The 25,800-nt window shown below is 37.1% G+C and carries 39 protein-coding genes, 1 tRNA gene and 1 pseudogene; 32 read left to right on the forward strand and 9 right to left on the reverse strand.

What is annotated here, in order from left to right; translation table 11 throughout:
- Positions 1 to 265: pseudogene (locus tag C237_RS0105525) on the forward strand (IS5/IS1182 family transposase); the annotation flags it as partial.
- Positions 266 to 267: 2 nt separating this feature from the next.
- Here C237_RS0105525 and C237_RS0105530 read toward each other — a convergent pair.
- Complete coding sequence (locus C237_RS0105530; protein WP_018675504.1) at positions 268 to 2,526, reverse strand: lipase family alpha/beta hydrolase; 2,259 nt, start codon at positions 2,524 to 2,526, stop codon at positions 268 to 270.
- A gap of 614 nt (positions 2,527 to 3,140) precedes the next feature.
- Complete coding sequence (locus tag C237_RS0105535) at positions 3,141 to 3,668, reverse strand: hypothetical protein (RefSeq protein ID WP_018675505.1); 528 nt, start codon at positions 3,666 to 3,668, stop codon at positions 3,141 to 3,143.
- 95 nt (positions 3,669 to 3,763) lie between these two features.
- Between C237_RS0105535 and C237_RS12965 the strand changes: the two genes are divergently transcribed.
- The 22 genes from C237_RS12965 (at position 3,764) to C237_RS0105650 (ending at position 14,144) form a co-directional block, all read left to right on the forward strand.
- Positions 3,764 to 3,979: a hypothetical protein gene (locus C237_RS12965; RefSeq protein WP_018675506.1), complete on the forward strand. Its 216-nt coding sequence runs from the start codon at positions 3,764 to 3,766 to the stop codon at positions 3,977 to 3,979.
- A gap of 3 nt (positions 3,980 to 3,982) precedes the next feature.
- A complete protein-coding gene (locus C237_RS0105545) occupies positions 3,983 to 4,588 on the forward strand; it encodes a BRO-N domain-containing protein (RefSeq protein ID WP_018675507.1) in 606 nt (201 codons plus the stop codon).
- 4 nt (positions 4,589 to 4,592) lie between these two features.
- Positions 4,593 to 4,769, forward strand: coding sequence for a hypothetical protein (locus C237_RS14515; RefSeq protein WP_018675508.1), 177 nt, complete (start codon positions 4,593 to 4,595; stop codon positions 4,767 to 4,769).
- 17 nt (positions 4,770 to 4,786) lie between these two features.
- The gene (locus C237_RS0105555) at positions 4,787 to 6,838 is read left to right on the forward strand and encodes a hypothetical protein (RefSeq protein WP_018675509.1); all 2,052 of its coding nucleotides are present in this window, start codon (positions 4,787 to 4,789) and stop codon (positions 6,836 to 6,838) included.
- 13 nt (positions 6,839 to 6,851) lie between these two features.
- Positions 6,852 to 7,748 carry an AAA family ATPase gene (locus C237_RS0105560; RefSeq protein WP_018675510.1) on the forward strand — a complete coding sequence of 299 codons (897 nt, stop codon included), beginning with the start codon at positions 6,852 to 6,854 and terminating at the stop codon, positions 7,746 to 7,748.
- Positions 7,749 to 8,378: a P-loop NTPase family protein gene (locus tag C237_RS0105565; RefSeq protein ID WP_018675511.1), complete on the forward strand. Its 630-nt coding sequence runs from the start codon at positions 7,749 to 7,751 to the stop codon at positions 8,376 to 8,378.
- Between the two features lie 4 nt (positions 8,379 to 8,382).
- Positions 8,383 to 8,706, forward strand: a complete 324-nt coding sequence (locus C237_RS0105570) for a hypothetical protein (protein ID WP_018675512.1) — start codon at positions 8,383 to 8,385, stop codon at positions 8,704 to 8,706.
- Positions 8,703 to 8,831 (forward strand): hypothetical protein, encoded by a 129-nt coding sequence (locus tag C237_RS15090; RefSeq protein WP_018675513.1) that lies wholly within the window; start codon positions 8,703 to 8,705, stop codon positions 8,829 to 8,831. Before C237_RS0105570 ends, C237_RS15090 begins: the two co-directional genes overlap by 4 nt.
- The gene (locus C237_RS0105580; protein ID WP_018675514.1) at positions 8,819 to 9,001 is read left to right on the forward strand and encodes a hypothetical protein; all 183 of its coding nucleotides are present in this window, start codon (positions 8,819 to 8,821) and stop codon (positions 8,999 to 9,001) included. Before C237_RS15090 ends, C237_RS0105580 begins: the two co-directional genes overlap by 13 nt.
- Positions 8,998 to 9,237: a hypothetical protein gene (locus C237_RS0105585; RefSeq protein ID WP_018675515.1), complete on the forward strand. Its 240-nt coding sequence runs from the start codon at positions 8,998 to 9,000 to the stop codon at positions 9,235 to 9,237. The genes C237_RS0105580 and C237_RS0105585 overlap by 4 nt, the downstream gene beginning before the upstream one ends.
- 11 nt (positions 9,238 to 9,248) lie before the next feature.
- Positions 9,249 to 9,935, forward strand: coding sequence for a DUF3164 family protein (locus C237_RS0105590; protein ID WP_018675516.1), 687 nt, complete (start codon positions 9,249 to 9,251; stop codon positions 9,933 to 9,935).
- 12 nt (positions 9,936 to 9,947) lie between these two features.
- The gene (locus C237_RS0105595; protein WP_018675517.1) at positions 9,948 to 10,184 is read left to right on the forward strand and encodes an Acb2/Tad1 domain-containing protein; all 237 of its coding nucleotides are present in this window, start codon (positions 9,948 to 9,950) and stop codon (positions 10,182 to 10,184) included.
- A 9-nt stretch (positions 10,185 to 10,193) separates the two neighbouring features.
- Positions 10,194 to 10,272, forward strand: a tRNA-OTHER gene (locus C237_RS0105600).
- Between the two features lie 164 nt (positions 10,273 to 10,436).
- Positions 10,437 to 10,706 (forward strand): hypothetical protein, encoded by a 270-nt coding sequence (locus tag C237_RS0105605; protein WP_018675518.1) that lies wholly within the window; start codon positions 10,437 to 10,439, stop codon positions 10,704 to 10,706.
- A gap of 201 nt (positions 10,707 to 10,907) precedes the next feature.
- Complete coding sequence (locus tag C237_RS0105615; RefSeq protein ID WP_018675520.1) at positions 10,908 to 11,378, forward strand: hypothetical protein; 471 nt, start codon at positions 10,908 to 10,910, stop codon at positions 11,376 to 11,378.
- 1 nt (position 11,379) lies between these two features.
- A complete protein-coding gene (locus tag C237_RS0105620; protein WP_018675521.1) occupies positions 11,380 to 11,703 on the forward strand; it encodes a hypothetical protein in 324 nt (107 codons plus the stop codon).
- Positions 11,700 to 12,140, forward strand: a complete 441-nt coding sequence (locus tag C237_RS0105625) for a hypothetical protein (protein WP_018675522.1) — start codon at positions 11,700 to 11,702, stop codon at positions 12,138 to 12,140. The genes C237_RS0105620 and C237_RS0105625 overlap by 4 nt, the downstream gene beginning before the upstream one ends.
- A gap of 41 nt (positions 12,141 to 12,181) precedes the next feature.
- On the forward strand, positions 12,182 to 12,424 hold the full coding sequence (locus C237_RS0105630; protein ID WP_018675523.1) for a hypothetical protein: 243 nt from the start codon (positions 12,182 to 12,184) through the stop codon (positions 12,422 to 12,424).
- A 211-nt stretch (positions 12,425 to 12,635) separates the two neighbouring features.
- Positions 12,636 to 12,845 (forward strand): hypothetical protein, encoded by a 210-nt coding sequence (locus C237_RS0105635; protein ID WP_018675524.1) that lies wholly within the window; start codon positions 12,636 to 12,638, stop codon positions 12,843 to 12,845.
- 109 nt (positions 12,846 to 12,954) lie between these two features.
- Positions 12,955 to 13,410 (forward strand): hypothetical protein, encoded by a 456-nt coding sequence (locus C237_RS0105640; protein WP_018675525.1) that lies wholly within the window; start codon positions 12,955 to 12,957, stop codon positions 13,408 to 13,410.
- On the forward strand, positions 13,410 to 13,580 hold the full coding sequence (locus C237_RS14520) for a hypothetical protein (RefSeq protein WP_018675526.1): 171 nt from the start codon (positions 13,410 to 13,412) through the stop codon (positions 13,578 to 13,580). The genes C237_RS0105640 and C237_RS14520 overlap by 1 nt, the downstream gene beginning before the upstream one ends.
- Positions 13,581 to 13,646: 66 nt before the next feature.
- The gene (locus C237_RS0105650; protein WP_018675527.1) at positions 13,647 to 14,144 is read left to right on the forward strand and encodes a hypothetical protein; all 498 of its coding nucleotides are present in this window, start codon (positions 13,647 to 13,649) and stop codon (positions 14,142 to 14,144) included.
- Positions 14,145 to 14,468: 324 nt separating this feature from the next.
- Here C237_RS0105650 and C237_RS0105655 read toward each other — a convergent pair whose 3' ends face one another.
- The 7 genes from C237_RS0105655 to C237_RS0105685 form a co-directional block, all read right to left on the reverse strand.
- Positions 14,469 to 14,900, reverse strand: a complete 432-nt coding sequence (locus C237_RS0105655; protein ID WP_018675528.1) for a hypothetical protein — start codon at positions 14,898 to 14,900, stop codon at positions 14,469 to 14,471.
- Positions 14,897 to 15,418, reverse strand: coding sequence for a phage virion morphogenesis family protein (locus C237_RS0105660; RefSeq protein ID WP_018675529.1), 522 nt, complete (start codon positions 15,416 to 15,418; stop codon positions 14,897 to 14,899). Before C237_RS0105660 ends, C237_RS0105655 begins: the two co-directional genes overlap by 4 nt.
- A 105-nt stretch (positions 15,419 to 15,523) precedes the next feature.
- Positions 15,524 to 16,783 carry a phage minor head protein gene (locus C237_RS13910; RefSeq protein ID WP_156809716.1) on the reverse strand — a complete coding sequence of 420 codons (1,260 nt, stop codon included), beginning with the start codon at positions 16,781 to 16,783 and terminating at the stop codon, positions 15,524 to 15,526.
- A 68-nt stretch (positions 16,784 to 16,851) separates the two neighbouring features.
- Positions 16,852 to 18,135 carry a phage portal protein family protein gene (locus C237_RS0105670; protein ID WP_018675531.1) on the reverse strand — a complete coding sequence of 428 codons (1,284 nt, stop codon included), beginning with the start codon at positions 18,133 to 18,135 and terminating at the stop codon, positions 16,852 to 16,854.
- A 1-nt stretch (position 18,136) separates the two neighbouring features.
- The gene (locus tag C237_RS0105675) at positions 18,137 to 18,547 is read right to left on the reverse strand and encodes a phage protein Gp36 family protein (protein WP_018675532.1); all 411 of its coding nucleotides are present in this window, start codon (positions 18,545 to 18,547) and stop codon (positions 18,137 to 18,139) included.
- Positions 18,548 to 18,558: 11 nt separating this feature from the next.
- Positions 18,559 to 20,073, reverse strand: a complete 1,515-nt coding sequence (locus C237_RS0105680) for a hypothetical protein (protein WP_018675533.1) — start codon at positions 20,071 to 20,073, stop codon at positions 18,559 to 18,561.
- Between the two features lie 4 nt (positions 20,074 to 20,077).
- Positions 20,078 to 20,542, reverse strand: coding sequence for a helix-turn-helix domain-containing protein (locus C237_RS0105685; RefSeq protein ID WP_018675534.1), 465 nt, complete (start codon positions 20,540 to 20,542; stop codon positions 20,078 to 20,080).
- Positions 20,543 to 20,719: 177 nt separating this feature from the next.
- Here C237_RS0105685 and C237_RS0105690 point away from each other — a divergent pair, with 177 nt between their 5' ends.
- The 9 genes from C237_RS0105690 to C237_RS14525 are packed head-to-tail and all read left to right on the forward strand — an operon-like array spanning position 20,720 to position 25,797.
- Positions 20,720 to 21,646, forward strand: coding sequence for an HK97 family phage prohead protease (locus tag C237_RS0105690; protein ID WP_026315516.1), 927 nt, complete (start codon positions 20,720 to 20,722; stop codon positions 21,644 to 21,646).
- A 33-nt stretch (positions 21,647 to 21,679) separates the two neighbouring features.
- On the forward strand, positions 21,680 to 22,624 hold the full coding sequence (locus tag C237_RS0105695; RefSeq protein WP_018675536.1) for a hypothetical protein: 945 nt from the start codon (positions 21,680 to 21,682) through the stop codon (positions 22,622 to 22,624).
- 53 nt (positions 22,625 to 22,677) lie between these two features.
- The gene (locus tag C237_RS0105700) at positions 22,678 to 23,127 is read left to right on the forward strand and encodes an N-acetylmuramoyl-L-alanine amidase (RefSeq protein ID WP_018675537.1); all 450 of its coding nucleotides are present in this window, start codon (positions 22,678 to 22,680) and stop codon (positions 23,125 to 23,127) included.
- A 4-nt stretch (positions 23,128 to 23,131) separates the two neighbouring features.
- Entirely contained in the window at positions 23,132 to 23,461 is a 330-nt protein-coding gene (locus C237_RS0105705; protein WP_018675538.1) for a hypothetical protein, read from the forward strand.
- Positions 23,451 to 24,140, forward strand: coding sequence for a DUF6808 domain-containing protein (locus tag C237_RS0105710; protein ID WP_018675539.1), 690 nt, complete (start codon positions 23,451 to 23,453; stop codon positions 24,138 to 24,140). The genes C237_RS0105705 and C237_RS0105710 overlap by 11 nt, the downstream gene beginning before the upstream one ends.
- 12 nt (positions 24,141 to 24,152) lie before the next feature.
- A complete protein-coding gene (locus tag C237_RS0105715; RefSeq protein WP_018675540.1) occupies positions 24,153 to 24,590 on the forward strand; it encodes a hypothetical protein in 438 nt (145 codons plus the stop codon).
- Positions 24,591 to 24,629: 39 nt separating this feature from the next.
- Positions 24,630 to 25,103: a hypothetical protein gene (locus tag C237_RS0105720; RefSeq protein ID WP_018675541.1), complete on the forward strand. Its 474-nt coding sequence runs from the start codon at positions 24,630 to 24,632 to the stop codon at positions 25,101 to 25,103.
- Complete coding sequence (locus C237_RS0105725) at positions 25,103 to 25,579, forward strand: hypothetical protein (protein WP_018675542.1); 477 nt, start codon at positions 25,103 to 25,105, stop codon at positions 25,577 to 25,579. The genes C237_RS0105720 and C237_RS0105725 overlap by 1 nt, the downstream gene beginning before the upstream one ends.
- Positions 25,580 to 25,638: 59 nt before the next feature.
- Positions 25,639 to 25,797, forward strand: a complete 159-nt coding sequence (locus C237_RS14525; protein ID WP_018675543.1) for a hypothetical protein — start codon at positions 25,639 to 25,641, stop codon at positions 25,795 to 25,797.
- The last annotated feature ends 3 nt before the right edge of the window (positions 25,798 to 25,800 follow it).

Here is a 25,800-nt window from a genome sequence, read left to right on the forward strand (position 1 = left end):
TTTTGACTCTAAAGAGTTTCGTTGTTCTTGTAACAAGAAAGATATACAAGGTAATATTTGCTTTAATAAAAGAAACAACGATACTTCTGATAGGGATGAATATTTTGACCCTCTTCTCTACGAAGAAAGGTACAAAATAGAAAGAACCAATGGTTGGTTGGATAGTTATAGGTCTTTACTCAATAGATTTGACACAACAGTGGCTAGTTGGCTAGGATTTAATTATTTAGCATTTATAGTCATAGCCCTTAAAAAGTTTAAATGACTTCATAATATAGTTTTTGTAGGTGATAAAACTATATTAGATAAATCAAGATTAGGAGCTTGGTAATTTCCTTCTATTTCTTTCATAAGCCAATCTACTAATTCATTTGATACGAATACATGCTCCTCATTTGTTTTTGCAACAAAATAGGCATCAAAAGGGATTTCCCGATTGCAGAGTAGGTTTCTATTGATGTCAGTATTCCAATCAAAATTTGGGTTTTTAAAGGCTAAAGAACTGACTGTGGGGATGAATGCATGATTGGGTCTGTACCCTCTCCACTCTACTCTTTTTAAACTGCTTCTTAATACAGGGTCAAATTCATCTTTTAAAATTCCTTGGGTGTTGAATGTTCCCCCTTGTACTACATCCATAGAGCCTCTGGGGTTAGGGTTGTCCGTCCACCGTCTTACATTAATAATGTTTATCCCACAAGTAAAAGTCATTCCTGTAAGTGGAACGCGACATTTCACTATTTTTGTAAATTTGCCTTCAAAATTAAGTGCAGAAGTATTAGAGGCTGGCAAAGCGTTGTCAACTAAAACTACTGCTTTTAATTTAAATGGTCCAAAGCCTGCCATTTCTAATAGTGTTTGCGCTTCTGAATTTGTTTTTTGCCCTGTGGTAGTTCCGTTGGCAATGGCTATATTCCTTGTCTGTGTGGGAAATCCATTTGAACCTGGTATGCCATTGTTGGTTAGGTTTTGTAAAAATTGTTTACGAAAAGGATGATTGTTGTTTCTTCCTGAATTACTTGAAAGAGAGGTGGGATTAGGATAGCCATCAAGCTGCTCAATAAGCATCTGCCGTGCAGCTGGAGAGAAGAAGTTTTCTCTAAATTTATTAGCTGCTTGTTCTGAGCCTCCTATGGTTCCAAAGAAGAATAAATTGGTCTGTGCTGAAAGTGGAATGTTAGCCCCATGGTGAGGGCTATTAAAACTTACCCATAGCCTTGTATTGTGGGGAATATTATTTTTCTCCATATAGGCTAAGGCATATCTAGAAATAAGCCCTCCCATACTGGGACCTATTAGTATAATTTTTTCTGAGCTTCCGTTTTGTTTTAGTTTATCATTTTCTCTTTTAAGAAGCTCTACTACTGCCATCGCATTTCGTTCTATAAAATCTGCGCCATTAGGGAAATTGACCAGAGTAACATCAAAGCCTTTGTTTTGAAGTTCGTTAATGAGGTTTCGTTCACTTGATTTATTCTTTATATCATTAATATAGTAGTTCATCTGCTTATAGAGTGCATCTAATTTTCTACCATCACCAGGATCATACCCATCTAAGATAATCACAGGCTTTCTAAGTTGGGGTTGTTTTGAAAAAAATCCTAAACTTCCATTAGTTCCAGGTGTATATCCTGAGTTAGATATTCTATTGTAATAGGTTCTGTACTCTAATGTTCCAGATTTGGCAACAGACTCATTATAGCCTCTAAATGGTGTGGTTTGTGTGATCCCCCTATTCCCTATAAAATCTTCTGCCTCAGCATAAAGTCTGCTATTGGTACTGGCAGCCACGCGCTTATCTTCAAGTTTTACCTCTATACTTTTATGAAATGTTCTGCTGGTTCCGTCTGCAAATTTTAATTTGAAAGAGAGATTTTTGCTGCCCCCAGAGGTATAATTTACCACCAATTTTTGAGCTTGGGCTACAGAGAGTTGTGAGTTGAGGTTTAAATTCCGTATTACCCCGTCACCTAAGTTTAGTTCTATACTTTCAATGGGAGATAGAGTAGGGTCTTGCGCTATGGAATTGTTCGTGAGCACATAGTTTACTTGAGCATTTGTGATTTCTGACACTAAGGGGCTTACTAAACAGATCTGAGCTTCTTTAAATGGATTTTTACCTGGTACATTTCTAAAATAGCCTTCCTCAAAAACCAAGTTTGGATCTTCATCTGTACCAAAATCAATGTAATTGTATTTTAGATTAATCACCCCTATCTGTACTTGATTGTTTTGTAAACTGTTTATAGCATATTCTTGAAGATGATCAGGAGAAACAAAATTAGGCTGATAACTGGCGCGGTACATCTCGCTCCACGACTGGAGAAAATAATCGTAGGAGATACTACTTGGCACCGATGTATTTAGGTCTGAAAAAGAAAATACCCGGTCATAGAGAATAGGTGTAGTCATTTGGTTTTTATCTACATACATCATAAGACTGTCCATCTTTTGTGTATAAGTTTTTTCTTGAGCAAATAGTATGATGCTAAGAAAAAGGGCTGAAAATTTTAAAATTGTTTTCATATTTTTACTTATATCCCCATTAAAACATAATATCTAAAATACAATAGAATAAAAAAGCCCGAAAAAGCCCGAAAATAAAGGGGTTAAGGCGAAAAAAGCCCAAAATTTAGAAATAAACGAAATATACATTTAATTGAGTTTAATTGCGTTTTAATTTGGTTTTTGAACCCCTAAAAAAGCCTATTAAAATGATTTATATTGCAATTATATATGATAACGCATAAAAAGCGTTAGAAACGCTTAAATAAAGGATTTTGCATAGTAAAAGAACAAATAAAAAGCACTCTATTTTTAGGGTGCTTTTTTTGATTTAATATGACGCCAAAAAAAATTAAAAATCTATCAAAAAAATAGTTGGGGTTACAGTTGGGGTTACAGTTGGGGTTACAAAAGTTTTAATTTGATAACTAATTGAAAGGGGGTTAAACGCAAATTAAACACAAAAAAGAGCCTATTTTTACAAGTTCAACCCCCTTTAGTGCATTTTGATAAAATAAAAATACATTAATTATCAATGATTTATGACTAAATCACTATAAAAAGTTTGCACACACGCAATTTAGAATGCATAACTTGGTATATTTCGTTACATTTTCACCCATATTATCCAGACATTATCCCGTTGCTCTATCTTGTGGCTTGCTTTTAATGGCAGAGTTCTCTCGTTTTAAATGAGAGATTTGCTCTTGGAGTTGTTGGTTTTCTGCTTCGGTTTTTTTTACCTTTTCTTCTATAAGTGTTTTATTTTCTTGAAGTAACGAAATTTTATCTTGCAAATACTCTATTTCTTTTTGTAAAAAACTTATTTGTCCGTTTAAATGAGAGTTATCTATTACTTTAGTAGAATTAGATTGCCCCTCTGCTACTACTTGCGGTGGGTTTTCTTCTGTGGTATAGCCTTGCGGTTGCTTGAGCATTTCGCCCTTTCCTGTAAGGAGCCATTCTGGAGATATTGAAAACTCATTTGTTAATACTGACAATAATTCCACTCCTACATTCATTCTTTCTTTCAGTATTTCTGAAAATTTAGAGTTGGAAATACTAAATTTTTCTGCTAAAAAAGATTTGGATGGAGCTTTTTTTGTATCTAAAATAAAATTTATGCAATCTATAAACCTTTGATTTATAATGTATTTACTCATGATAAAAAATTTTATTTCAAAATTTCTGTAAAATAATTTGTTTATTTCAGAAATTCTGTATTACCTTTGTCTCATCAAATAACACTAAAAGGACAATGGACAAAAGTAAGAATAAAAAATATAAGTATAACCAAAGCATTATAAAAGAATTGGTTGTTGCCTATGGAGTTACAGAGTCGTCTGTACGCAAGGCACTCAATGGAGACCGCACCAGTGCGACATCCGAAGCCATCAAAAAAGACTACTACAAGGCAAAAAAAGCCCTTGAGGAGGTTACCAAAGCAGTATTAAATAATGTTATAAATCAATAAATTATGAGCAACATTATTACACACCCACAGTTTGGGGAAATTAGAATGAAAACAAAAGCAGGCGAGCCTTGGTTTTGCGCTAAAGATGTATGTAACTCATTAGGCTACGCCGATACCGAAGTTGCACTTAGAAAATTAGATGATGACGAAAAGCTACTCCGTAAAATTTACGCATCAGGTCAGTATCGTCAATTTATGTTTATCAATGAGAGTGGCTTATACGCTCTAATACTTAGAAGCAACAAACCCGAAGCTCGCAAGTTCCGCAAGTGGGTAACCTCGGAGGTGTTACCGAGTATCCGCAAGTATGGCACTTATAGCACGGATGAAAAAACGATGAGCCGTGCCAAAGCCAAAGCGGAACAAAAAGTGATTAAAGCAATGCTTTCGGAGGTGGGGAGTCATCTATCGCGTACGGACATTAAACTGGTAGCCAAGCAATGCCGCACGACCGAGTGGCAAGTAGAAAAGGTACTGCGAGGCGAAACTAAAGACACTTATATGCTCCAATTGCTCTACGCACGAAGCACGGGCAACAAAATACTGGAAAGCCAATTTTACACTGCCAGCGGAGCACAAAAACTCATGGACGAACTGAAAAAACGATAAGATTATGAAAAAGCTTCTCCAAAAAATTTACAAAACAAAAAATAGGATAGCGATTTACTATGGCAATGTAAAAGGTTCTATTTGGGTAAAAGACTACTACCTATTTGGGTGGGTATATAAAACAAAAGTACTTCGTAAGGCTACAAGAGCGGAAGTATTAAAAACATTCAACCACTTTTAAAATATAAAGAATAAGCAATGCCACACCTCTGGGGTAACATATTAGTAGTAACAAAAGACGAACTTGTACCAAAGTATTACAATACTTATAACTGTCTCAAGCAAAATATTTGGCGTTATAAGGACTTGCCTTATGGTATTAAACGGGTTCAGACTGGGGGTAATGGTCGTCAAATGTTAATCAATTTTGATACACTACCAAAAGAAATCCAAGAGGCTATTGGGGACACAAGGAAAATGAAACACCCATTGTTAAACTTTTGGGAAATTAGTTCTTTGGCAACAGCTTATTATACAACATTCGAGTTTGAGGACGGTATGCCTTTAAAACAAAAATTTATAGAAGAATACATCACAAACGCCTCAGTTCTTATCGCTTTACAAAAGTTAAAAGAGCAAAGATTAAGTATGAGAGGGGGTAAAAAAGTAGGACTAACTAAATCCCTATGGGAAGATTTAATCACTTTTAACGATATACTCCCCAAAATACACAATCAGGGACATACGATGATGTTTGGCGAAAGGCATTTTTCAAGGGTATTTAAAACCTTTTTAAAAGGCAATGAAAACGGCTACAATTTTAGAAGTCTAATATCTAACAAACTCAACAATCAGCACGCTAAAATTATGACAGATGAGATGATGGAACTTCTTAACGCTATGTTTGCAGGACAAGAGCATAAACCCACACGAACAGAGGTTGCGGACAAATACGCTGGGTTCTTAACGGGCGAAGTAGAGGTCATCAATCATACAACGGGCGAAATTTACGACTATACCGATAGAGCAAAATTCAAACCTATATCAGAGGGGTCAATTATTGCGTGGCTTGCTAAATGGGAGTACAAAATTGGAGCATTAGCAAGACGAAGCGGAAACAGACAAGAATTATTACAGCGGTTTGTGCCTTATCATTCTTTAGATAAGGTAAAAGAGGCTGGCGTATTAGTTTCAATTGATGATAGACAACCGCCATTTTTCTACGATAAAAGTAAAAGAATGTGGTTTTATATGGGAATTGACCTTGGTTCTGAGGCTTGGACAACTTGGGTATATGGCGAAAGTAAAGAGGGGTTAATTCTGGAGTTTTACCGCCAAATGGTAAGGAATTACACAGAATGGGGCTTTAATCTACCTCTGGAATTAGAGTGCGAAAGTTCTTTGAATAGTAGCTTTAAAGACACCTTTTTGAAACAAGGGGCTATGTTTGACCGTGTAAGAATTGAGGCAAACAAGGCAAGGGCAAAACATATTGAACGCTACTTTGGTAAAATCCGCTATGAATTTGAAAAAGAAAAAGAGGGCTGGCTCGGGCGTCCGTTTGCAAGGAAAGAAGATAACCAAAAAGGAGCTGGAGCGGACATAATTTTACCAAAGGAAAAAATAATAATGAACTCGCTTTATGATATACAAAAGTGGAATAATATGGAGCATAGCAGACACAAAGGTAAAAGCCGTTGGCAAGTCTTTACAGAAATGCAATGCAAAGACACGAAACCAACCAACTGGCGTGCTATATTGCCCTATTTAGGTAGGGTTACAAATACCTCTTGTAATGCGGGAATTGTAAAATTTAGAAGTTCAGAATATTTACTTGGGTTAGGAGGCGAGATAGCATTAGGCGATGATTTAATTAAGTTGATGAAATATGTAGAGGGCAAAAGTTTCGAGGTGTATTGGTTAGACGGGAACGACGGAAACACTATAAAAGCAATGATATACTATGATGATATGCTATTGTGCGAATTACTGCCTAAACCAACTTATAGCCGTTCCTATCACGAGTTAGACGACACGGGAAAAATTAACCGACAAATAATGAGTGCCTACGAAAATACTGTAAATGCCTTTATGCGTGAGCGTAAGAATGATATTGATAGGCTGACAGTTATAGACCGCCGTTCAAAAGTTATAAGCAGTAGTTTCGTAATTCCAGAACTAAACCAGTTTACACCAAACGATAAACCAGCCCAAGTTATAAATGATATAGATGATAATACGGAAGAACAAACAACAATATATCCTTCTACGGGTCGAAAATCAAAATCTTTATTCTCTAATTTTAATTAAAAAACACAATAAAATGGAAATATCAAACGAATTAAAAACAGCAATTGCACAGGCAATAATACAAGATAGGGAACGCTACGGCGGAAGTGCTCAGGCGTATGCTAAAACTTTAGGTATTAGTGGTTCTGTATTTAGTAGGTTGAAAAATGGCGAAATAGAGGGGCTACTCTCAACTTCGCAATGGTTAAATATAGGCAGGAAACTACAAGTAACGCTGGGTAAAAACACTTGGAAAGCGGTTGAAACGGATGTTTATTTAGAGTTAAAAGATGATTTTCACTTCTGCCAAAAGTATTCTAAGTCCTTGATATTAGTGGACGACTGCGGTATAGGGAAAACATATTGCTCTAAAATACTTATCTCGAAAATGAAGAATGCTTTTTATATAGATGCAAGCCAATACAAGACTAAAAGACTATTTATAAAAGCATTAGCAAAGGAGCTGGGTTGTAGTGTTACGGGAACTTATTCAGAGATATTAGAAAATCTAAAATACTATATCAACGCACTTGGGCAAGTATTTATTTGTATAGACGAGGCGGGCGACTTTGATTATTCTGCATTTTTAGAGGTAAAAGGCTTGGTTAATGGTACTACGGGGAACTGTGGCTGGTATATGATAGGTGCAGACGGTTTAAGGGCTAAAATTAGAAAAGGGATAAATAATGAAAAGGTGGGTTATAGAGAAATATTTGACCGATTTTCTGCGGAGTTCCGTGGAATTACGCCCGACGACAAGACCCAAAAAATAGAGTTTTACGATAAACTTTTGCGAGATGTTGCAACTGCTAATATGCAAGATAAAACTAAGGTAAACGCTGTTGTAAAACAATGCTTTACAAAGAGAGATGACAAAGTTAAAAGCCTTAGATATTTAGAAACATTAATCAGAACTAAACAAATAGCATAAATGAGGACAATAAGTGTAAAACAAGCCTATTCTAAAAAGTTTAAAACCTTTGATTTTGACGGCATTTGGAAAGATGTAATGGATAATCCCGAAACAACTGGCGGTTGGATTATTCAAGGCGATGAAAAGCAAGGGAAATCAACATTTGCACTTATGCTCGCTAATTATTTAACAAGGTTTGAAAAAGTCCTTTATATATCGGCAGAAGAAGGTGTGAGCAAACATTTTATAGGAGTGATGCGACGATTAGGTATTAAAGATAAAAATAAGAGATTTAAACTTCACGAATACGAAGAATGGAGCGAAATAGAAAAAAGGCTAAAAATGCGAACCTGCCCTAAAATAGTCTTTATAGATAACATAACAGTTTATAGAGATGAGATGACAAAAACGGACTTAAAAAATATTTTACAAGAGCATCAAAATAAACTAATTGTTTTTGTAAGCCACGAGGAAAGAGGCAAGCCCGACACAGCACAGGGGCGATATTGGCGAAAACTAAGCAAAATTATAGTGAGGGTATTAGGTTTAAAGGCATTTGTAACTGGGAGATGTACAGGGGGCAATTTAATTATAGACGAAGAAAGGGCTTTGCTTTATCACGGAACAGAAATCACAGAAAAAAACTAATACAATGAATACTCTAACATACGATTTACTCGCATTAGACAGCCTTTACAATTTGCTAAATGTAGGCGAAAGAATAAGCCTACATCGCAAAGGATTAGGCAGACCTACGATATTAACCGAAAAAGTAAAGTTTCTGCTTTTTTGGTTGGATAAGATGAACTGGAAAGCCCCCAACCAACGCTACGGACAAGACCGCCTACTTTACTATTGGGAAGAAAAAAAAGGCTGGGTATTAGCAGACGAATATCCAAAACTACACGAAAAATTAACTTATCAGATACAAATTTTAAAAAACGATGCCGAAAGTATAAAACACTATCAAATATGAAAACATTTAACAATTACCAATTTGAATTTAGGGAATATGAGAAAAAGCAATCCGCTAAAAAAGCCCTGCAAAAAGCAAAAGAATTAGAAGAACAACGAAAAAATAAGTCAAAATGCAAAGCATAGAAAACGAGATGTTTCCGCCCAGCGAAGCGGAACTAAACGAAATTATCGCGAAGTTAAAACAGCGATTAGAGGACGAAAGATACAGCGAAGACTGGAAAAATCTTCACGAGGAACTACAAAAAAGAGAGCAACAACTAAAAGAATTAATCATTAAAAACAACGCATTATGAACCAATTTGCAGTGCTACACAGCACTAAAAAACACGGACAAATCCTTATCCAAAAAGAACCTGAAGACGACCTGTATAGTCTTAAAATCACTTTCCTATCGGGAATAGCCGTCAGTACCCTTAAACTTACACTTAAAACTGAGGAGGCAGCTGATTCGTTGTTAAAATATTACGAAAAGGAAAAGAATGCTGTAAACACTGTAGAAAAAATTAAAAGAACAAATATCCTAAACTAAAAATAAACATTATGAATGACTTAACCAAACTATCAGAAAAAGAACTCCTCGCCGAATTGGCACGACGAGACCAAGCCAAAGCAGAGGACAGAAAGGCTTATAAAGAACTTGTAAACCAAGAATTAGCACAAATAGTAGAACCATTGAAATTGATAAGCGACAATATTAGCAAAGTTAAATTGTTCGCTTTTGAAAGCCTTAAGGCTCTATTAGACCTTAAGATTAAAGCCTACGAGGTAAAAAATACCCAGCAAAGCCACACTTTTTCCGATAACAAGGGATATACTATTACCTATGGCTTCCGCATTATAGACGGCTGGGATGACACCGTAACAGCGGGTATAGACAAAGCGCGTGAGTTTATAACATCGTTGGCGAAAGATGAAGCGACTGGAAAGCTCGTACACGCTGTAAACCATCTGCTAAAAAAAGACGCACAGGGCAATTTAAAAGCGTCGAGGGTTTTGGAGCTTACTAAACTGGCAGAGGAATTTAACGACCCAAATTTTACCGATGCCGTGAATATTATTCGCCAGTCGTACAAGCCACAGCGCTCGGCATTCTTTATAGATGCCAGCTATACCGATGCACAAGGAAAAAAAGTCAATATTCCGCTATCTATCTCTGCTGTGGACTTTCCAAAAGGTACGGATATAGAGGCTTTATTCCCAGTACACGAAAATTATTTAACTAACTAAAAAAATAAAACAATGAGTACAAAAGGAAACAAAATGACATTGTATGATGCTAATGAGAACAACGCATTTGCAAAGCAAGTAAGAAGACAAGTATCAGAATTGATAGACGACTTGGAAATGCTAAGAGGTATAGGGAAGTATAAAAATATAAACCCTGCAAGTAGTGAAAAACAACGCCTTATTTCTATTACACAAACCAAATTAGAGGAGGCGTGTATGTTTGCTGTAAAAGCGATATACGCAGATTAAAACTGGACTTCCTATGTAGCTCAATTGGTAGAGCAGCGGCGTACGCATTCGAGACAGCAGGTTCGGGGTTCGAGTCCCCGCATAGGAACGAACAACACAGGATGTAGTGATGACTCACAGCTAACCTTGTTACTCGCTGACTGTCCTAAATCTACCAAAAAACAGATGCAGTCAGAAATCTGGTAGGTACCCCGATCGGCAAGCACCGAGGTTCAAGCCCTCGGCGGGGACAAATTTAAAATATTAAATATTATGGGAAAAGGAACATTGATATTTAGAGTGGATACAGTTGGACTTCTACAAGAAATATGCGATTGCGGATTAAATAGAAACATGGGAGTTTTAAAAGTTCCGCTGAATATCTTTAGAAGTTTATTGTGTCAAGTGGCAGATAGGGCTTCTGAACTTAACGACCCAGAGTTGAATATTTTAATGTTAAGATTGGGGCTTTATGAAGTAGGACATAAGGAAATAGAAAAAGCAATTGAGTATCAAGAAAAAAGAATAAACAAATCATTATGATAAATATTTTATGCGGAATAATCGGAGTGATATTTTTTTTAAGAGCAGACGCAAACAGAGAAAAGTTAGACCGATATTACAGAATGGATATAGACATAGAAAAAGAAGAAATCGAAGAAATTATAAACCTTATATGTATGGCTATTTTTCTTATATCCGCATTTATAGACTGGGACATTACATTAAGTAAATTTTAAAAAAATGGCAACAATTAAAAAACTACAAACCCTTTTTAGCAAGAAAGGCTTTACAACAGACGAACGCCACGAGGTTATCTACAACTTTACGGACGGACGAACCCAAAGCAGTAGGCAACTTAGCAGACAAGAATTAGAGGACTTATGCAATGCCCTACAAGGCATTAAAAAGAGTAAAACGCAACTCATTAGCACTTGCCTTGCGATATTGGAACAAGAGGGCATACACCGCCCTAATGAACCGCTTTTAGAGGTTACAGAAAAGGGAGCAAAACCAAATCCCTTTGGACACTTAAACCGCTGGATGCTAAAAAGTAGCATTTATAAAAAGCCATTGCCGTTTCACTCGGTTAGCGAATTAGAGGCACTACTAAGACAGTTACATAAATTAGCCGACAATAATAGAAAATCGGCGAAAAAATTTGGCAATAAAGCCTACTGGAAAAAAGCAGACGAAATAAAATCTTTGAATTAAAATGAAAATACAAATTAAAATCGAACAAGACACACTCCAGCTACTTAATAAGTTAATGGGGGATATTACAATATTCTCTAAATCGTTGCCTGATAATAAAACAGGACAGTCTATTGTGGTAGAACTTAGAGATATTTTATTCAAAAAGGCTCTATCCTGCTTTACTAATAACCGAAAGAATGCTACCAAAATAAGTCTTAGATACCACACCGCTGAGGCTCTATATCTTTGGATAAAATATGTGCAAGAAAACTTTAGTATTGGAGCTTACGAAACATCTAAATTAGAAATATTAAAAGACCAACTATATCCAAGTTTATTATGAAACAATATCTAATTCTACACAAAAAAAGCGACAGAAAAATAACGCTTTCTTACGACGGAACTTTCGGCATACTTAGAGCCGTGGAACTATCCAACGCCCGCTGGACAGAAGAAGAAATAACTATCGTTTTAAGACACGCAAACAAACTCCGTACGGAGGTAGCGTTTTTACAAAAAATTGAAACTAAGGATGCCGATTTTGACTATATGGAAATGCCTGCGGATTTGCGTTTTGAGGTATTTTGGAATATGTATGGTTACAAAAAAGGGAAAATCGCAACCACACAAAAGGCGTGGAATAATTTATCCGATGCAGAAAAAATAGAAGTGTTGCTATATATCCCCAAGTTTAAAGCCACTAAACAAATGGATAAAACGGCGATGCCCTATCCGTCCACTTTCTTAAATCAAAAATACTGGCTCGCAGATAAAATATAAGTATGATACGCTTTACCCATAAAAAACCTGATATTATAAAAATGGAAATAACCACACATATTCCGCAGTTAGATATTATACAGTTTCTGCAAAAGCGGGGTTACGAAATAAAAGTATACCAATACACAGAACCTGCCGAAAGTGGCTTTATAATAGACGAACCCGCCCGAGAGGTTTATACCTTTACCGCCACAAAAGAGGGCGAAAAACAAAGCCCCGAAACGCTATTTTTAAAAGTCTTTGAAAGAGAAATTAAAACCCTTTTAAAAGAGTTTTTAAACTAACACAAAAATCTCCGATTTTTTTTATCGGAGATTTTTTTATTTAAAATACTGATTGTTATATATTTATTATAATTTAAAGATAAAAAATATAAGTATATACTTAAAAATTTGAAAAAAAATTTGGAAGATATATAAGTATATGCTTATATTTGCAGTATAAAAATAAAACAAAGTATAACAGCTCTTGCAGGAGCATTAAAAACAAAACATTATGACACTAAGAGAATTAAAAAAATTAGTAAAAGAGAAAACAGATTTAGTAATCTACAAAGTTAGAAAATGCAAAAATGGTTATGTACTTAATCTTGCCTACAAGTATGATGTAAGAACAATTTCGGAAGAGAGAGAAGAGTTCTACGATGCAAGAGATTATAGAGAATTATGTAATATTCTTTTAGAAAACTATTCGCTTGTAGCCTAAAAAAATGCCCTACTAATTGCAGTTAGTAGGGCTACAAACGAGGTTAAAAACAAAAGTATAACGCCTCGTTTGCTTTATGCAAATATAAATTTAAAAAATTACAATACAGATGGAAATGGTAAAAAAAACAAACGGAAACAAATTGGCAGATTACAAAATGCTTGTAAAACAATTTAACGGCGAAGATTTTATTAACTACGAGACTTCTATGGAAATATCCGAAAGTGAAGTAACGGCTTTATTCTTTGGAATATTGGTAAAAACAGCAGGGGAACATTACCAAAAAGATTTTAAACAAACCTTAAATTACGAGCAAATTTTCCAAAAGTTTGTAAAACGAGTAAGTTGGAAAAGAGTTCCACAAAGTCCTCCAAAAATGGTAATAGACTTTCCGAAAAGTCTTGCTCTTCCCGACTTTGTTAGGATAGCAGAAACCTATTTTAATGAAAAGGAAAAACAAGCAATGGCTCTTTTGCCATTGCACGAATTTGAAAATAATGTAGATAGAGAACAATTAGAAGTTCCCTTTTTAGTAGGTCTTTTTGGAAACTTTAAATTTGAATAATGGATATTAAACAAATAAAACAAACACTTAATTTAACCAATGCAAACCTTGCGGATATGTTTGGATACAAGACCGCAGATGCTTATATGAATAGTTCTGCAAAACCTCGTATAGAGAAAGGAATTGTAAAACTCTATAAAAAAATAAAAGAGCAACCCGAAAAAAAATAATTCAAAACCGCTTGGAACTTCCGAGCGGTTTTTTTAGTTTTGGCGCAAACTTAAAAAATTATAGATATGAAAAAATTACTACTATTATTTATTATGATAGTTTCTTTTGGTAGTTGTGGCAGAACCGAGACCGTTTCGGAAGAAAATTATTATGATATTTACAAAGACAACAAAGGAGGTGTCTTTGTGGGAAGTTATTTTGGTAAAAAACTTAAAACTGGGGAAATTGTCGAAGAGAGATTAAATAATTCCCAAATACATATTTGGGAAGCAACAGACAAGGACTTTGATGTAAATAAAAGCGGACTTGATATAATTTCGGGCTATCTGTATGATAGAAAAAGTGAAAAAAGTTACAAACCTGTAATTTCTACGATTAACAAGGCAAGTTTTTTTGAAACTTTAAAAGAGGGTAGATATTTTCTGTATATTAACACAGGTAAAAATGGTTATGGATTGCCTAATTTCGCTTACACTTACACCTATTTTACTATAACAAAATCGAAAGATACCGAACTTAAAAAAATCTTTATAAATTCGGATGTTAAATATCAACCTTGGTAACATAGGAAAGCCTTTACTATAATAAAAACCCCGACTTGCATCATAAGTCGGGGTTTTGTATTTTTGCGGATATGAGAGGTTTAACAGCAAATAAGGGGCGAAATATAGAGCTTATCCGCTATCGCAATGAAAAGTTAGCGGCTCGGTTCTATTATTACTCCTATATTTTAGGCTTAAAATTCTCTCGTTGTCTGGAACACTTAATTCCCGAGTTTGACCTTTCCGAAAGCCGTATTTGCGACCTTATTTCGGAACATACGGAATACATTAGTCGCTTAGAATTACAAAATATTAGTATCTCGGAATTAAAACAAACTTATCCGTTTATGGTTTGGACGCCTCCTGCTTCCACCCGCAAGAATAACGCAAGGCAACTATCTTTAGACCTTTTCTCAAGTTTTGCTCCGTAACACTTTGCAAATTAAAAGTGCTAAAATGGTCGTCTTCGTAGCCTTGTAATTTATTGTAAATTTTATCCGACAAATCTAAATAAGCGAGTGCCTGTTCTCGTCTATTATCTTCGGTTAGCGAACTGGTATCGCCCGCCTCTACAACCAGCGTTAGCGTAAAATCGGCGTTTATTTGTTGGAAAATATCTTGGAAAGTATCGGTGCTGGATATGTTAATACCAACCAAAACGGCAGGATATGCCAAAGGTGGTTTTTCTTCCATTATTTGTCCGAAGTTTAGGTCTATGTATTTGATTTCTGAAATTTCTTTTAGTAGTTCAAATAGTTTGTTATAAAGTCGTTTCATTGTTTGAATATTTTTTGAAGTTCTATGTTTACGATATTTTTAATTCTCTGCCTTAGCTCTGCCGAGCTTTCCTCGTCGCCAATAAACTGGCGTTTAGGAATGTTTTGATAAATGGTTCGGGTATGTCCTTTTACAGCGATAGGCTCGCCTTTCTTTCCACGACGCAAAAAAGGATTTACTTTTTGCTCTACCACTCCCGAAAACCCCTCGTTATGCACTTTCGCATAGGGAACATCCGCCCCGCCTGCGACCACGGTTACTCTATCTTTTTCCACTCTACTAACCCGAATACTCCGCCTTAATTTAGCAGTTTTAACGAGTAACGCCCGTCCCTCTTCGTCCCGTTTTCCCCACTTAGTTGGGTTTTTTCGTTTTTTCCACGCCTCGCCATTGTAGGCTTGTCGGTCGAAATTATCCTGTGCAAAATGCACGACTTCTTCGCCGATAATAGGCGGTAGTTCCCGCATAGTTTGTGCTAATCTGCCTTGCAATTGTTTAAATAATTCTTCTGCGGTCATTTTTTTTAAATAGGTTTTAAAATAGTTTTAAATATTTTTTGTATATTTGCGGTGTCGGGGCGTAAAACCTCTGACACACCTTTTATAAGGTCACCGCCCATAATTTTATTTTTTAGAATTATGGGCGGTCTTTTTATACCTATAAATCACATTACCCTCTTTTGAAATAACTACAACTTCTTCCGCTAAAAAATTAAAGTCTTCCCTATTGTCTAATTCTTTGAGTTGTTTTATTAGTCTTTCCAAATGGACTTTATGGTTTAATTTAATAGCGACTTTATTTGCCTGTTCTTGTCCGTGCTTAATCATTGCACCTATTTTGCCTATTTTAAATTTCCCCTCGTAACTTTCCATTTCCCAAAAATCATTATTCATTTTAAAATCTGGAACTTTACCATAGCGAGGTACGCCCTCAAAGTGAAAATCATACGCCCAATGTTCGGGCTTTATTTCGGGTAAAACTTTAACCTTAACTCCTAAATAATCTTTTAGAGCTTTAGAAGTAATAATCCTATTTTCATACTCACGCTCAACCCGTGTGCGTTCTGTTTCGGAAGTTGTATATTTTTTTGCTAAAGTAGAAATTTCCACACCGTCTATTTCTATGTATCGCAAATCATTTGTTATCAATTTTGGTGTATTTGCAATGTATCTATTTTCCTGCGTAAAAATCTCGCCCGTAACCCCCACATTGTTTAAAAATGCCGTCGGAATATCAATGTACGGAAGTAAATTTTGAGGCGTTGGCTCTGCATTTCTTAACTTAATTACATCGGTTCGGCAGTTAAAATGGTTAGGCGGGAAATATCGCAATAAGAAAGGGTCGTCCACGCTAACTATTACACCGCTTAGAGGTGTACATATTTCGGAAGTGTGGTCGTCCATGGTTACGGCAAATTTGACAAACGGAAAAATATGTTTATCCCGCTGTATTTCCTGCCATTTACGGCTCATCATCGCCCCTGCAACAATCGTGTCGTATTCTGTTTTTAGATAACGGTTGGACATACCAACCACACGCATAGCCTCTCGCTTAAATTCGTGCCATGGGCGGATACTTCCGTCGGGACGAAGAAGCAAATTATTAAGACGAATACAATCGTTATAATTTTTTGCAACCGAGAATTTCCAAACATTCTGCTTTAGTGCCTCTCGGGCGATAAAATCGGGCGTGTCGTACTCTACACCTTTAAAAATGTAACCCTTATCTACTGCGGTCGATAGTTCTTTTCCCGTCTTCTTTACTATCGCCGTAGAAAAGCCGTCTTTCGGTGTACTTTTGTCTTTATAGATGCCTCTAATCGTATCAATCCAATCTTTAGCGAGTAAATCTGCCCAATCGGGCTGGTCGCTATTATGCGACAAATGCACACAGCAATTATGGTATTCCAACTCTAACGCTTTCCAGTCCAGCTCCTCGTATAGGAAAAAATCTACCGAGGAGCGTCCCCGAAAAAATCTTTTATCTTGTTAAATAGGGATAATTCTTTAGCCTTTATCTTTTGTTTTTTAGGCGTTTTCTTTGGTTGTTGGTTTTCGTTTTCCTCTTTGGTTTCTTCTGTTTCCTCGCTTTCTTCGTCCTCTTCGGTCTCGGGTTCTTTATTTTCGGTTTGTGCTTTTTTACCTCTCGGCAATCCAAACTCTTCGTAAAAGTAGTCATCGTCCACGCCGTCGGTTGTAAGGTTATGCACACGCTCGGCAATTGCCATTTTTTCCTTTGCCGTCATCTCTCTTTTTTCCTCGATGAAATTGAAGAAACCGCCCGCCACGGGATAACCTCGTTTTTCAAGTCTTGGCTTCAACTCTTGGTTTAGAAAGCGACGCACAAAGATTTTATCTGCTTTTTGCAAATCATTTTCGGTGTCGCCGTGGACTTTTGCTTGGGCTAACGAAGTCCCGTCCGTAGTGGTCATGGTTTGACCTTGAGTAGAAATTAATAGTTGTTTGTCACAAAAATTTAAGAAATCGCCATGTACCGCCCCGTTAGATTGATTAGTGTTAATCGTATCAACTTCGGAATTTTTAGACATTGTCATACTACCTGCAGCTCCTCTTTTTTGAAACGCCTCTTCCATTTCCCTTTGACCATTCTCATCATCAGGATCGTATTTCCCAATTAATTGAGGGATAGCGAAAAATTCACAAAATTGAGCGTAATCTGCCCCGCCGTTTCGTTTAAAAATGGCATAGGGTGCGGTACGAGCAAAAATCCCTAAATCTTTATCGTTCCCGACATTCAAGATAAAATCGTCGTTTTCGTATGGAAATCCCTCATCGCTCGAAGTGTCTTTTAGGATTTTCTTATTTAAAGTATCTAAATGCCTGCGGTCGATGCTGTGTATTTTAAAGCCGTCTGAAAAATCCAACTCAATAACCGATTTTCCGTAAAATTTAGATAACAAAATTTCTCGCAAAAGATTTTCAAATTCGGGGGTGTCCATAAAATCCCACATTTCCTCGACTTCTTTTCCGTCTTTTTGAAATGTTAAATTAGCGTTTGTAATGGCTCGCACTCGCTTATCCATTGCCTCATAAAGCACGCCGTCCATTAGTAAATTATTGTATAGTTCGACCAGCCTTTGTCTTTTTCCTCTATATGCCTGCGATATTGCAGAAATCCAGTTTTGTATATCCAGAGGGCTGTGTCGTTCGGGTTTTACAACCAGCACTTGGCTAATTTTTAGCGTTTGTTTTTGGTTATTCGTTTTTTTCTTCATCTTAATAGTGGTTTTGTCGTGGTGGGTTCGAGTGATAACTAAATGATTTTACCTTGTCTTCGGTTTCTTCCAGCTTTGGCAAGTTGGCGGGCATACCTTTATAGACCGCCGTTAGCCAATTAACTGCTTGTTCATAGCGGAATTTTTTATCGTTGTAGTCGATATCGGGATTTGATAGCCCGATGAGTTCCCAAACAGCGATGTCCTTTATTACTTTAACCAATAGCGGACTGCGGTCATTTCCCGTTTTAGCGAAAATCTCGCTTACATTATAGTCTTTCATTAGTTTGGTTGTAGCGAACTCTACCGCCATATCTATACACGCTAAAGCAATAGTTTCGTCGTCGTGGATAATTGCTTTTAATTTTGCCTCGTGGCAATGCGTTTTTAATTCTTCGATTTCTATGTACATAGTTTTAAATTTTAGTATCGTTTTTTATTACTTGGTTTCCCATACGCTTTCGGTTTGTGGTCGCCTTGTATGTTTTTATGGTTAATTATCCACACTGCACCCTCGCAGGCATCGGGGGCGTCGTCGTGAGCCCTACTTTTTGGCGACAACGCTAAAAATTGAAAGTCGGCTTCTTTCATATCTGCCCGTCCTTTCAATTCTTCGTTAAAAATTAACTTCCCATTTCGGTTGAGTGGTTCGAGATTGCTTTCAATTCTAAAAAACTTATCGCCTTTTGACCTTTCATCTGCCTTTAGTGGCAAAGTGATATTGTAGCGTTTGTTTGCTTTTTTTATTTCTCTCTTTAAAGTGTCGTCTATCCAAGGATATTCGATATAATAGTATATTGATACTCCCGAATTATTATATTTCTTATTGGTCTCATAGAGGTTCTCCAGCATTTTTGCCGTTGTGGTTTTTTGACAAAACATATCTATAATATGATACTCGTCTTTGTATTTTCCAACTAAAGCCGTTGCTTTATAGTCCCCGTTTTTCTTATAGGACGGGTCGGTATAGGAAACAAGAAATTTATATTTTTTAAGCGGTTGAATTTTGCCATAGACCAACTCCTTAAACACTTTCCCGAGCGTAATTGGATTATTAAAATATTCCCCTTGTACCGCTTTTGTTGAAATCTTAGACAATGTTCGGTCAATAAATTGTTCTTTGTTTTTTGCCAACCAAGTGGATTTGCCGTTTTTATCTCTAATATTTATAATGTCCGTATGGTCTGCCATTTCTATGGCTTTTTTTATACAGCAATATTCTGCGATAATGTTTCCGTTAAACAACACCGTTAGCGGTTCGGAAACCGAGCGAGTGGCATATAACGCTTTTTCAAACCAATCCCATTTTTTATCTACAATATCGGGGTTTCGGCAATCTTCGTCCGTGTCGAAGTCGTCCACAATAATAGCATCGGGGCGTACATCTTCGTTTCTCGCACCACGGGGAGCATTCCCCGCACCGACAGCGATAAACATCGCCCCCTTTTTAATCGTAAATTGGTCTTCTTTCCAATGCCCGTGGTTTTGTTGTATGCCGTAATCGTGAATGATACGGCTGTTTTTTTCAAAGGCACTTTTAAAGGGCGTTAAAAGTTTAATTGCAGAAGCGTTTGTTGCCGATGCAATAATGATAAACTTCTTTTTACCTGTAAGGGCTAAATAGGTAAACTCCATCATTGCCCTTGCTGATTTTGCCAACTCACGAGACCACGCCCGTACTTCGTACCATTCCATATTTTCCGTTAGCCTCTTGGTGCTGGCTTTGTGAAACTCGGCGGGTTCGCATTTATAGTATTTATGAAAATAGTATTTAAACCATTCCTCTGGGTTGGCTTCCAAGCGTTTTTTTCGTTTTTCGATGTCCGAGGCGGTTTCGGATAAATCCACGCTTGCTTCTTGGCGTATGTTGGTGTAATATTGTTCCCAAAACTCTAACGCCTTTCGGTCTTCGGGGGTTAATCTTTTGGTTATTAGCATAGCCTTAGAGTTTTGATTTAATAAATGTATCGGTGTAATCTGCTAATAATTGAGCGTCTTCGAGATTTTCGGTTCGTACAAAATCCAAGAACTGGGTTAGAGCATTGATAATCTCGGGCAAAAGTGCCTTTGTTTCCAAGTCTTTAATATTCTTAATGAGTTGGTTTCGGATTTGTGCCGTTTTGAAGTCCGCAAAACGAACGCCCTCGTCTTTGCTTTGTATAAAGGCGTTTAACTCGGCTAATTCGTCTTGCATTTGAATTAGTTGCTCTTGTCTTGTTAGTAAGATATTCCGCTTTAAGCCCTCCCATTTTTCCGCTTTTACCCATTCGGATAATGTATTAGCAGATACACCTACACGCTCCGCAAGGTCTTTTATTGTGATGTTTTTTTCTTGTAGAAAAATGATTTTTGCGTACTCCTTTTTTTGCTCTTTTTCTTTGTTTGAGAGCCTACCTTTCTTTGCCATACTTATTAGTTTTGTGGCAAAATTCCCCTATTAAATAGGGTTTTGAAAGTTTAGGTTTTATGATACCCTAATTTTTAGGGTATGATACCCAGAATTTAACAGTATCATAAATTGCCAACTTTTTAGAGCCTAAATCTTACCCCAACTTTGCCCCAGCGAAACGGAAAAATGGGCAATATGAAATTCATTATAAACGACGAAACAAAAGTAAATTCAAAAGGCTTTAGAGTGTTAAATGACGGCATTAGTCTTTCGAGGTTCTTAGATAACCCAGTGTGTTTAAATAACCATTCAAATAATACAAAAGATGTATTAGGGACTTGGTCTAATTTAAAAATAGAAGACAACTACTTAACCGCTACTCCCGAATTTGACACGGAAGACCCTGACGGAAAAGAAGTCGTACGAAAAGTAAATGCAGGAAAAATCAAAGCCTGCTCTATCGGAATTTTCATTGCTCCCGACGCCTTGGAATTGATAAATGATGAATTAGTCGTTACCAAGTGTGAGCTTTTCGAGGTGTCTATTGTGGCAGTTCCTGCCAATGCCAACGCTATCGCTTTGTATAACGAAAACGGCGAAATGCTATCGGACGAAGAAGTTACCAGCCTTTGTTTATCCGCAAAACAACAACAATCAAAAATAAATACAATGAAACAAGTAGTAGCCTATCTGCAATTAGATACAAACGCAGACGAAACAGCAATTATTAACGCTGTAAAAGCAATTGAGGCAAAATTAACCGCCTCGGAAACCGAAAAAGCAACGCTTAAAGCCGAAAATGAAACTTTGAAAACGGCAGAGCAAAACCGCCTAAAAGCCTTATTAATCGCCGAGGTAGAACAAGCGGTAAAAGACGGCAGATTGGACGAGGCGGGCAAAGCCCCAATTTTAGAAATGTCGCACGACTCGGCTATGGCATTGCTTAAAGCCTTACCGAAAAGAAAATCCGTATCGGAACAATTAAAAGGCGATGAAAGCAAACTCGCTGCGTTCGACAAAATGAGTTGGGACGAGTTGGATAGAGGTAACCATTTAGCCACGCTAAAAGCCGATTATCCCGACTATTTCGCAGAACGAAAGAGACAGCAATTTGGAAAGTAAAAACAAAACAATAACCATTTAAACATTATAACCATGGGATTAGAGAAAGAAATTTGGAAAAAAACGATTGAGGAAAAACTAAAACAGGATAATACATTCCTTAATCATATCTCCGATGTGTCGGAGAGTAATATTGTAAACGGAAAGATTGTGCATGTTCCGCAAGCGGGCGAACCGTCTAAAGTTGTAAAAAACAGAACAACTTTACCAGCCGAAGTAAAGAAAAGAACTGACAGCGAGGTACTTTATAAAATAGACGAGTATACGACTGACCCGATTTATATTCCGCACGCAGAGACGGTTGAGCTATCCTATGACAAACGCCGTTCGGTATTAGACCAAGATGTAGCGAACCTATCGGAAGAAGTTGCAGAGGGTATGCTTACCAATATGGTTGTATCGCCGATTGGCGATAATAAAAGTCTACCGCAAAAAAACATTTTAGAAACCACGGGAACGGCAACCCCTGTACTTTTAGAGAGTGCAACAGGTAACAGAAAAAAATGGACATTGTCGGATTTACAAAGAATGCAAAACCTAATTCGTTCACAAAAGGCGTGGCAAGAGGGACAAATGTACGCTCTGTTACCAGCCAACGCCATGGTAGATTTATTCCCTGCCGATAGCCAACTTACAGCAACCTATATGCAGTCAGTAACGGAAGAGGAACGCAGACTGGGAGTAATCTTTAAAGTCCAAGGGTTTAATATTATGCTTCGCTCTTCTGTATTTACAATGTCTAATACTAAAGAGTTTAAGGCGTTCGGCTCTGTGGTAGCAGCTACGGACTCCGAAGCAGGGATTTTCTGGAACAAACAAATGGTAGAGAAAGCCTTTGGAGACTTGGAAACTTTCGAGAGAGAAAGAGACCCGCAGTATTACGGCGATATTTACTCGTTCTTAGTTCGTATGGGCGGTAGAGCCAAGAGAAAGAATTTTGAGGGTGTGGCAGTACTAAAACAAGCAAACGCTTCGTAATAACCAAGTGCAGGGATTATCCCCTTAGTCCCTGCATTAAAAACTAATAACCTATGAGAACTATTAAGTATATCGTTTTGCATTGTACTGCAACGCCTCAAAATACTACAATCGAAAGTATTAAACGCTTTTGGCGGGAAAAAAAGGGCTGGAAAAATGTAGGCTACCACTACATTATTAAGTCCAATGGGGAAATCGTCCAACTTGCTGATGTTAGCAAAATAACCAACGGAGTGAAAGGGCATAACAGCAACAGCATACACATTGCCTATATCGGCGGACTGGAAAAAGGAAAGGCGGTTGATAACCGTACAATCCAACAGAAAGCCTCGCAGGTAAAATTATTAAGAGAACTGCAAACTAAATTTCCAAAAGCGGAAATTTTGGGACATCGGGATTTATCGCCCGATTTGAACGGCGACGGGATTATATCGCCCCACGAGTGGACGAAAGAATGCCCGAGCTTCGATGTAAAGAACTGGCTTAAAGAAATCAATTTTTAAAGATATGAAAAACCTACCGCAACCATTCGACCAAGAAGATATAAGGCGAGACCCCAAGGCGGTTGTGATAGGGCTTTTGATAGGACTGTTATTAATCTTCGGAAGTGTAATCGGCGTGCTGTATTCCCGTAAAGAAGACGGCGACGAAAACTGCCAAGAGCGAATTTCACGGCTATATGATACCATTTTGAAAGAACGCAATAAACGCATTTTCTTTTACGAAGAGATGATTTTTTATAAAAGACAAAATAGGCGTTTGCAACAGAAAGACAGTCTTATAAGAGAAAATACAGAACCGCTAATTAACCAAATTTATAATAATTATGAAAGATAAAATTTCCATTACAATTTTAGCCCTGCTACTTGGATTTAGCGGGTTTATACACATTAGACGAGAATTGGAATTTGATAAAAAAGAGCATCAAATTTCGGAGCTTATAGAACTATCGGGTAAAAACGAAGTCGTTAATAACTACTACCGAGATAGTATTAAACACACGGTCTTTAAAGAAAAAATAGTTGAAACGATTAACGAAAAGCAGTTGGCAATAGGTAAAAGTTACGCAGACAGTTTAGAGAAAGCCTTAAAAATTTCTATTAAGAAAATCGACCAAGTAAGCAAGATTAACGCCGAATTGGTCGCAAGGCTAAAACTTAGAGAGTTTACCCAGTCCAACGGCGATAAGGTTTTAAGTCATAACGATAAATACCTAAATCTAAACTATTATCCGCAAACGGACAGCGTGGACTTTAGATACAATATTAGACTAAACGAAGCACGCCACAAAGACCGAAAATGGTTATTTGGAAAAACTAACTATTACATAGATGTTTTTTCGGACGACCCGAGGGTGCAAATCAACGGACTTAATTCTTACCGCATTAGAGGGCAACCCCAAAAACGCTGGGGAATAGGTTTACATGCTGGCTATGGTGTAGCGGTAAACAACGGAGTACTACAAACCACGCCCGTTATAGGGCTGGGAATAAATTACAACTTAATTAACTTTTAAAATAAAGAAATCGTGAGCAAATTACAATCAATCACAATCGCAGCAAGTATCGCAGAATTAGCAAAAGCAGAGGCAGAAAATATTTTTAAAAATTATCCCGAATTAGAAGAGGTTTATATTACCTCGGATATGCAAGGGTTTAAAGAGCTGGAAAAAGCAGAAAATCAAGCGACCTATTTGAAAGATAAAAAAGTACATCATTTCAATAGAACGGATTTACAGCCATCTGTTTCCGTTTTAGAAAAAACTAACGAACAAGATGAAGACCCAGCGGACGACAACGCACCAGAAGACACGGATTTAGATAATGCCGAAGACCAAGCGGACGAAGACACTAAAACCGAAGAAGACGAAAGAGCGAAACTAATGGCAAAGTACGAACAAAAGCACGGGAAAAAAGCCCCGCATAATATCGGAATGGAAAAATTAAGAGCTTCGGTTGAAGACTAATTTAAAACCTTTTTAAAAACACTTTAAAACTAATAAAAAATGGCAGAAAAAGCATTATATGGTCTTAAGACTATCAAAATCGGCGATGTAGTAAACGAAACTACAATGCCACAAGATAACGCATTAACCGCTTTCAAAACTTACCGAGATAGTTTTGAGATGACGGAAGAAGAAGGCTCTTTGACAGAGGAATTTTGCGACCAATCGGACGACCCTATTGTCGTATTCCAAGAAAAGGGCAAGCGAGATATTAAAGTAAGTACCTACGACTATACGGCTGAATTTATCAAATCCGTAAAAGGTGGTACTGTGTTATCGGGCGAATGGAAAGAGGGCGACAATACGCCAATTTTTAAGGCATTGCAAATCGAATCGGACACGGGACATTTAATTAAATGCCCAAAAGTGCAAGTATTCGCAAGGCTTAACATCAAGTTGAAGAAAAAAGAGCTGGCATTGTTAGAAATTACATTTAGACCGCTTGCGAAAGTAAGCATAAAACAACCTGCGTAATGGAGCAACTAACGGAAATTAAAGCAGCTAAAATATTACTCAAAAGGGGCGTGGAGTTAATGCTCCCCGCCCCTTTTTTTCTTCGCTGGATTGGCAAAAAGCAAACTAAACTAATGCTTAAAACGCCCTGTTTAGAAAGCCAGTTGGCTATATCAGAAGCATTTTTACAGACGGGGATTTTCTTAAAAGAAGACGAAATCACGATGCAGAAAGCGTTAGAGATTTTAACCCAGAACGGCGTACACATAACGGAAATTATTGCAATGGCAGTGCGAAACGAAACCAAAATTAATTGGAAAGTTCGCAGACTGGCTAAGCGATTAAGAAAAAACATCAACACAGAGGAAATGTCCTATTTGTTTAGTTTGTTGGTTGCGTTTAGCGGTGTACAAGATTTTACGAATACTATCAGATTGATACAGGAAACGAGGATAACGAAACCGATGAATCTGAGTCCGACGGAGAAAACGAGTTAATAAGCGAGAGCTTCCATAGCGTTTTTGGGTTTGTAGGCTATTGTTGCCACAAATTGAATATGAGTAAAAAAGAAGTCCTGCAAAGCACTTTTGCCGAATTAAATATGATGCTTACGGACGCCCCAAAAGTCCAATACAAGAAGAAAGCACCGAAAAAATTAAAAAACATTGACGAACTTGCCGACTGGCTTGGTGTCGAAGAAATAGAAACCGAATAAACG

Source organism: Riemerella columbina DSM 16469 (assembly GCF_000374405.1).
Classification (GTDB): domain Bacteria; phylum Bacteroidota; class Bacteroidia; order Flavobacteriales; family Weeksellaceae; genus Riemerella; species Riemerella columbina.

Bases quoted from the DNA above. Each gene is read 5' to 3' on its own strand.
- C237_RS0105530 (WP_018675504.1), bottom strand. From the start codon at position 2,526: ATGAAAACAATTTTAAAATTTTCAGCCCTTTTTCTTAGCATCATACTA.
- C237_RS0105535 (WP_018675505.1), bottom strand. From the start codon at position 3,668: ATGAGTAAATACATTATAAATCAAAGGTTTATAGATTGCATAAATTTT.
- C237_RS12965 (WP_018675506.1), top strand. From the start codon at position 3,764: ATGGACAAAAGTAAGAATAAAAAATATAAGTATAACCAAAGCATTATA.
- C237_RS0105545 (WP_018675507.1), top strand. From the start codon at position 3,983: ATGAGCAACATTATTACACACCCACAGTTTGGGGAAATTAGAATGAAA.
- C237_RS14515 (WP_018675508.1), top strand. From the start codon at position 4,593: ATGAAAAAGCTTCTCCAAAAAATTTACAAAACAAAAAATAGGATAGCG.
- C237_RS0105555 (WP_018675509.1), top strand. From the start codon at position 4,787: ATGCCACACCTCTGGGGTAACATATTAGTAGTAACAAAAGACGAACTT.
- C237_RS0105560 (WP_018675510.1), top strand. From the start codon at position 6,852: ATGGAAATATCAAACGAATTAAAAACAGCAATTGCACAGGCAATAATA.
- C237_RS0105565 (WP_018675511.1), top strand. From the start codon at position 7,749: ATGAGGACAATAAGTGTAAAACAAGCCTATTCTAAAAAGTTTAAAACC.
- C237_RS0105570 (WP_018675512.1), top strand. From the start codon at position 8,383: ATGAATACTCTAACATACGATTTACTCGCATTAGACAGCCTTTACAAT.
- C237_RS15090 (WP_018675513.1), top strand. From the start codon at position 8,703: ATGAAAACATTTAACAATTACCAATTTGAATTTAGGGAATATGAGAAA.
- C237_RS0105580 (WP_018675514.1), top strand. From the start codon at position 8,819: ATGCAAAGCATAGAAAACGAGATGTTTCCGCCCAGCGAAGCGGAACTA.
- C237_RS0105585 (WP_018675515.1), top strand. From the start codon at position 8,998: ATGAACCAATTTGCAGTGCTACACAGCACTAAAAAACACGGACAAATC.
- C237_RS0105590 (WP_018675516.1), top strand. From the start codon at position 9,249: ATGAATGACTTAACCAAACTATCAGAAAAAGAACTCCTCGCCGAATTG.
- C237_RS0105595 (WP_018675517.1), top strand. From the start codon at position 9,948: ATGAGTACAAAAGGAAACAAAATGACATTGTATGATGCTAATGAGAAC.
- C237_RS0105605 (WP_018675518.1), top strand. From the start codon at position 10,437: ATGGGAAAAGGAACATTGATATTTAGAGTGGATACAGTTGGACTTCTA.
- C237_RS0105615 (WP_018675520.1), top strand. From the start codon at position 10,908: ATGGCAACAATTAAAAAACTACAAACCCTTTTTAGCAAGAAAGGCTTT.
- C237_RS0105620 (WP_018675521.1), top strand. From the start codon at position 11,380: ATGAAAATACAAATTAAAATCGAACAAGACACACTCCAGCTACTTAAT.
- C237_RS0105625 (WP_018675522.1), top strand. From the start codon at position 11,700: ATGAAACAATATCTAATTCTACACAAAAAAAGCGACAGAAAAATAACG.
- C237_RS0105630 (WP_018675523.1), top strand. From the start codon at position 12,182: ATGGAAATAACCACACATATTCCGCAGTTAGATATTATACAGTTTCTG.
- C237_RS0105635 (WP_018675524.1), top strand. From the start codon at position 12,636: ATGACACTAAGAGAATTAAAAAAATTAGTAAAAGAGAAAACAGATTTA.
- C237_RS0105640 (WP_018675525.1), top strand. From the start codon at position 12,955: ATGGAAATGGTAAAAAAAACAAACGGAAACAAATTGGCAGATTACAAA.
- C237_RS14520 (WP_018675526.1), top strand. From the start codon at position 13,410: ATGGATATTAAACAAATAAAACAAACACTTAATTTAACCAATGCAAAC.
- C237_RS0105650 (WP_018675527.1), top strand. From the start codon at position 13,647: ATGAAAAAATTACTACTATTATTTATTATGATAGTTTCTTTTGGTAGT.
- C237_RS0105655 (WP_018675528.1), bottom strand. From the start codon at position 14,900: ATGAAACGACTTTATAACAAACTATTTGAACTACTAAAAGAAATTTCA.
- C237_RS0105660 (WP_018675529.1), bottom strand. From the start codon at position 15,418: ATGACCGCAGAAGAATTATTTAAACAATTGCAAGGCAGATTAGCACAA.
- C237_RS0105670 (WP_018675531.1), bottom strand. From the start codon at position 18,135: ATGAAGAAAAAAACGAATAACCAAAAACAAACGCTAAAAATTAGCCAA.
- C237_RS0105675 (WP_018675532.1), bottom strand. From the start codon at position 18,547: ATGTACATAGAAATCGAAGAATTAAAAACGCATTGCCACGAGGCAAAA.
- C237_RS0105680 (WP_018675533.1), bottom strand. From the start codon at position 20,073: ATGCTAATAACCAAAAGATTAACCCCCGAAGACCGAAAGGCGTTAGAG.
- C237_RS0105685 (WP_018675534.1), bottom strand. From the start codon at position 20,542: ATGGCAAAGAAAGGTAGGCTCTCAAACAAAGAAAAAGAGCAAAAAAAG.
- C237_RS0105690 (WP_026315516.1), top strand. From the start codon at position 20,720: ATGAAATTCATTATAAACGACGAAACAAAAGTAAATTCAAAAGGCTTT.
- C237_RS0105695 (WP_018675536.1), top strand. From the start codon at position 21,680: ATGGGATTAGAGAAAGAAATTTGGAAAAAAACGATTGAGGAAAAACTA.
- C237_RS0105700 (WP_018675537.1), top strand. From the start codon at position 22,678: ATGAGAACTATTAAGTATATCGTTTTGCATTGTACTGCAACGCCTCAA.
- C237_RS0105705 (WP_018675538.1), top strand. From the start codon at position 23,132: ATGAAAAACCTACCGCAACCATTCGACCAAGAAGATATAAGGCGAGAC.
- C237_RS0105710 (WP_018675539.1), top strand. From the start codon at position 23,451: ATGAAAGATAAAATTTCCATTACAATTTTAGCCCTGCTACTTGGATTT.
- C237_RS0105720 (WP_018675541.1), top strand. From the start codon at position 24,630: ATGGCAGAAAAAGCATTATATGGTCTTAAGACTATCAAAATCGGCGAT.
- C237_RS0105725 (WP_018675542.1), top strand. From the start codon at position 25,103: ATGGAGCAACTAACGGAAATTAAAGCAGCTAAAATATTACTCAAAAGG.
- C237_RS14525 (WP_018675543.1), top strand. From the start codon at position 25,639: ATGAGTAAAAAAGAAGTCCTGCAAAGCACTTTTGCCGAATTAAATATG.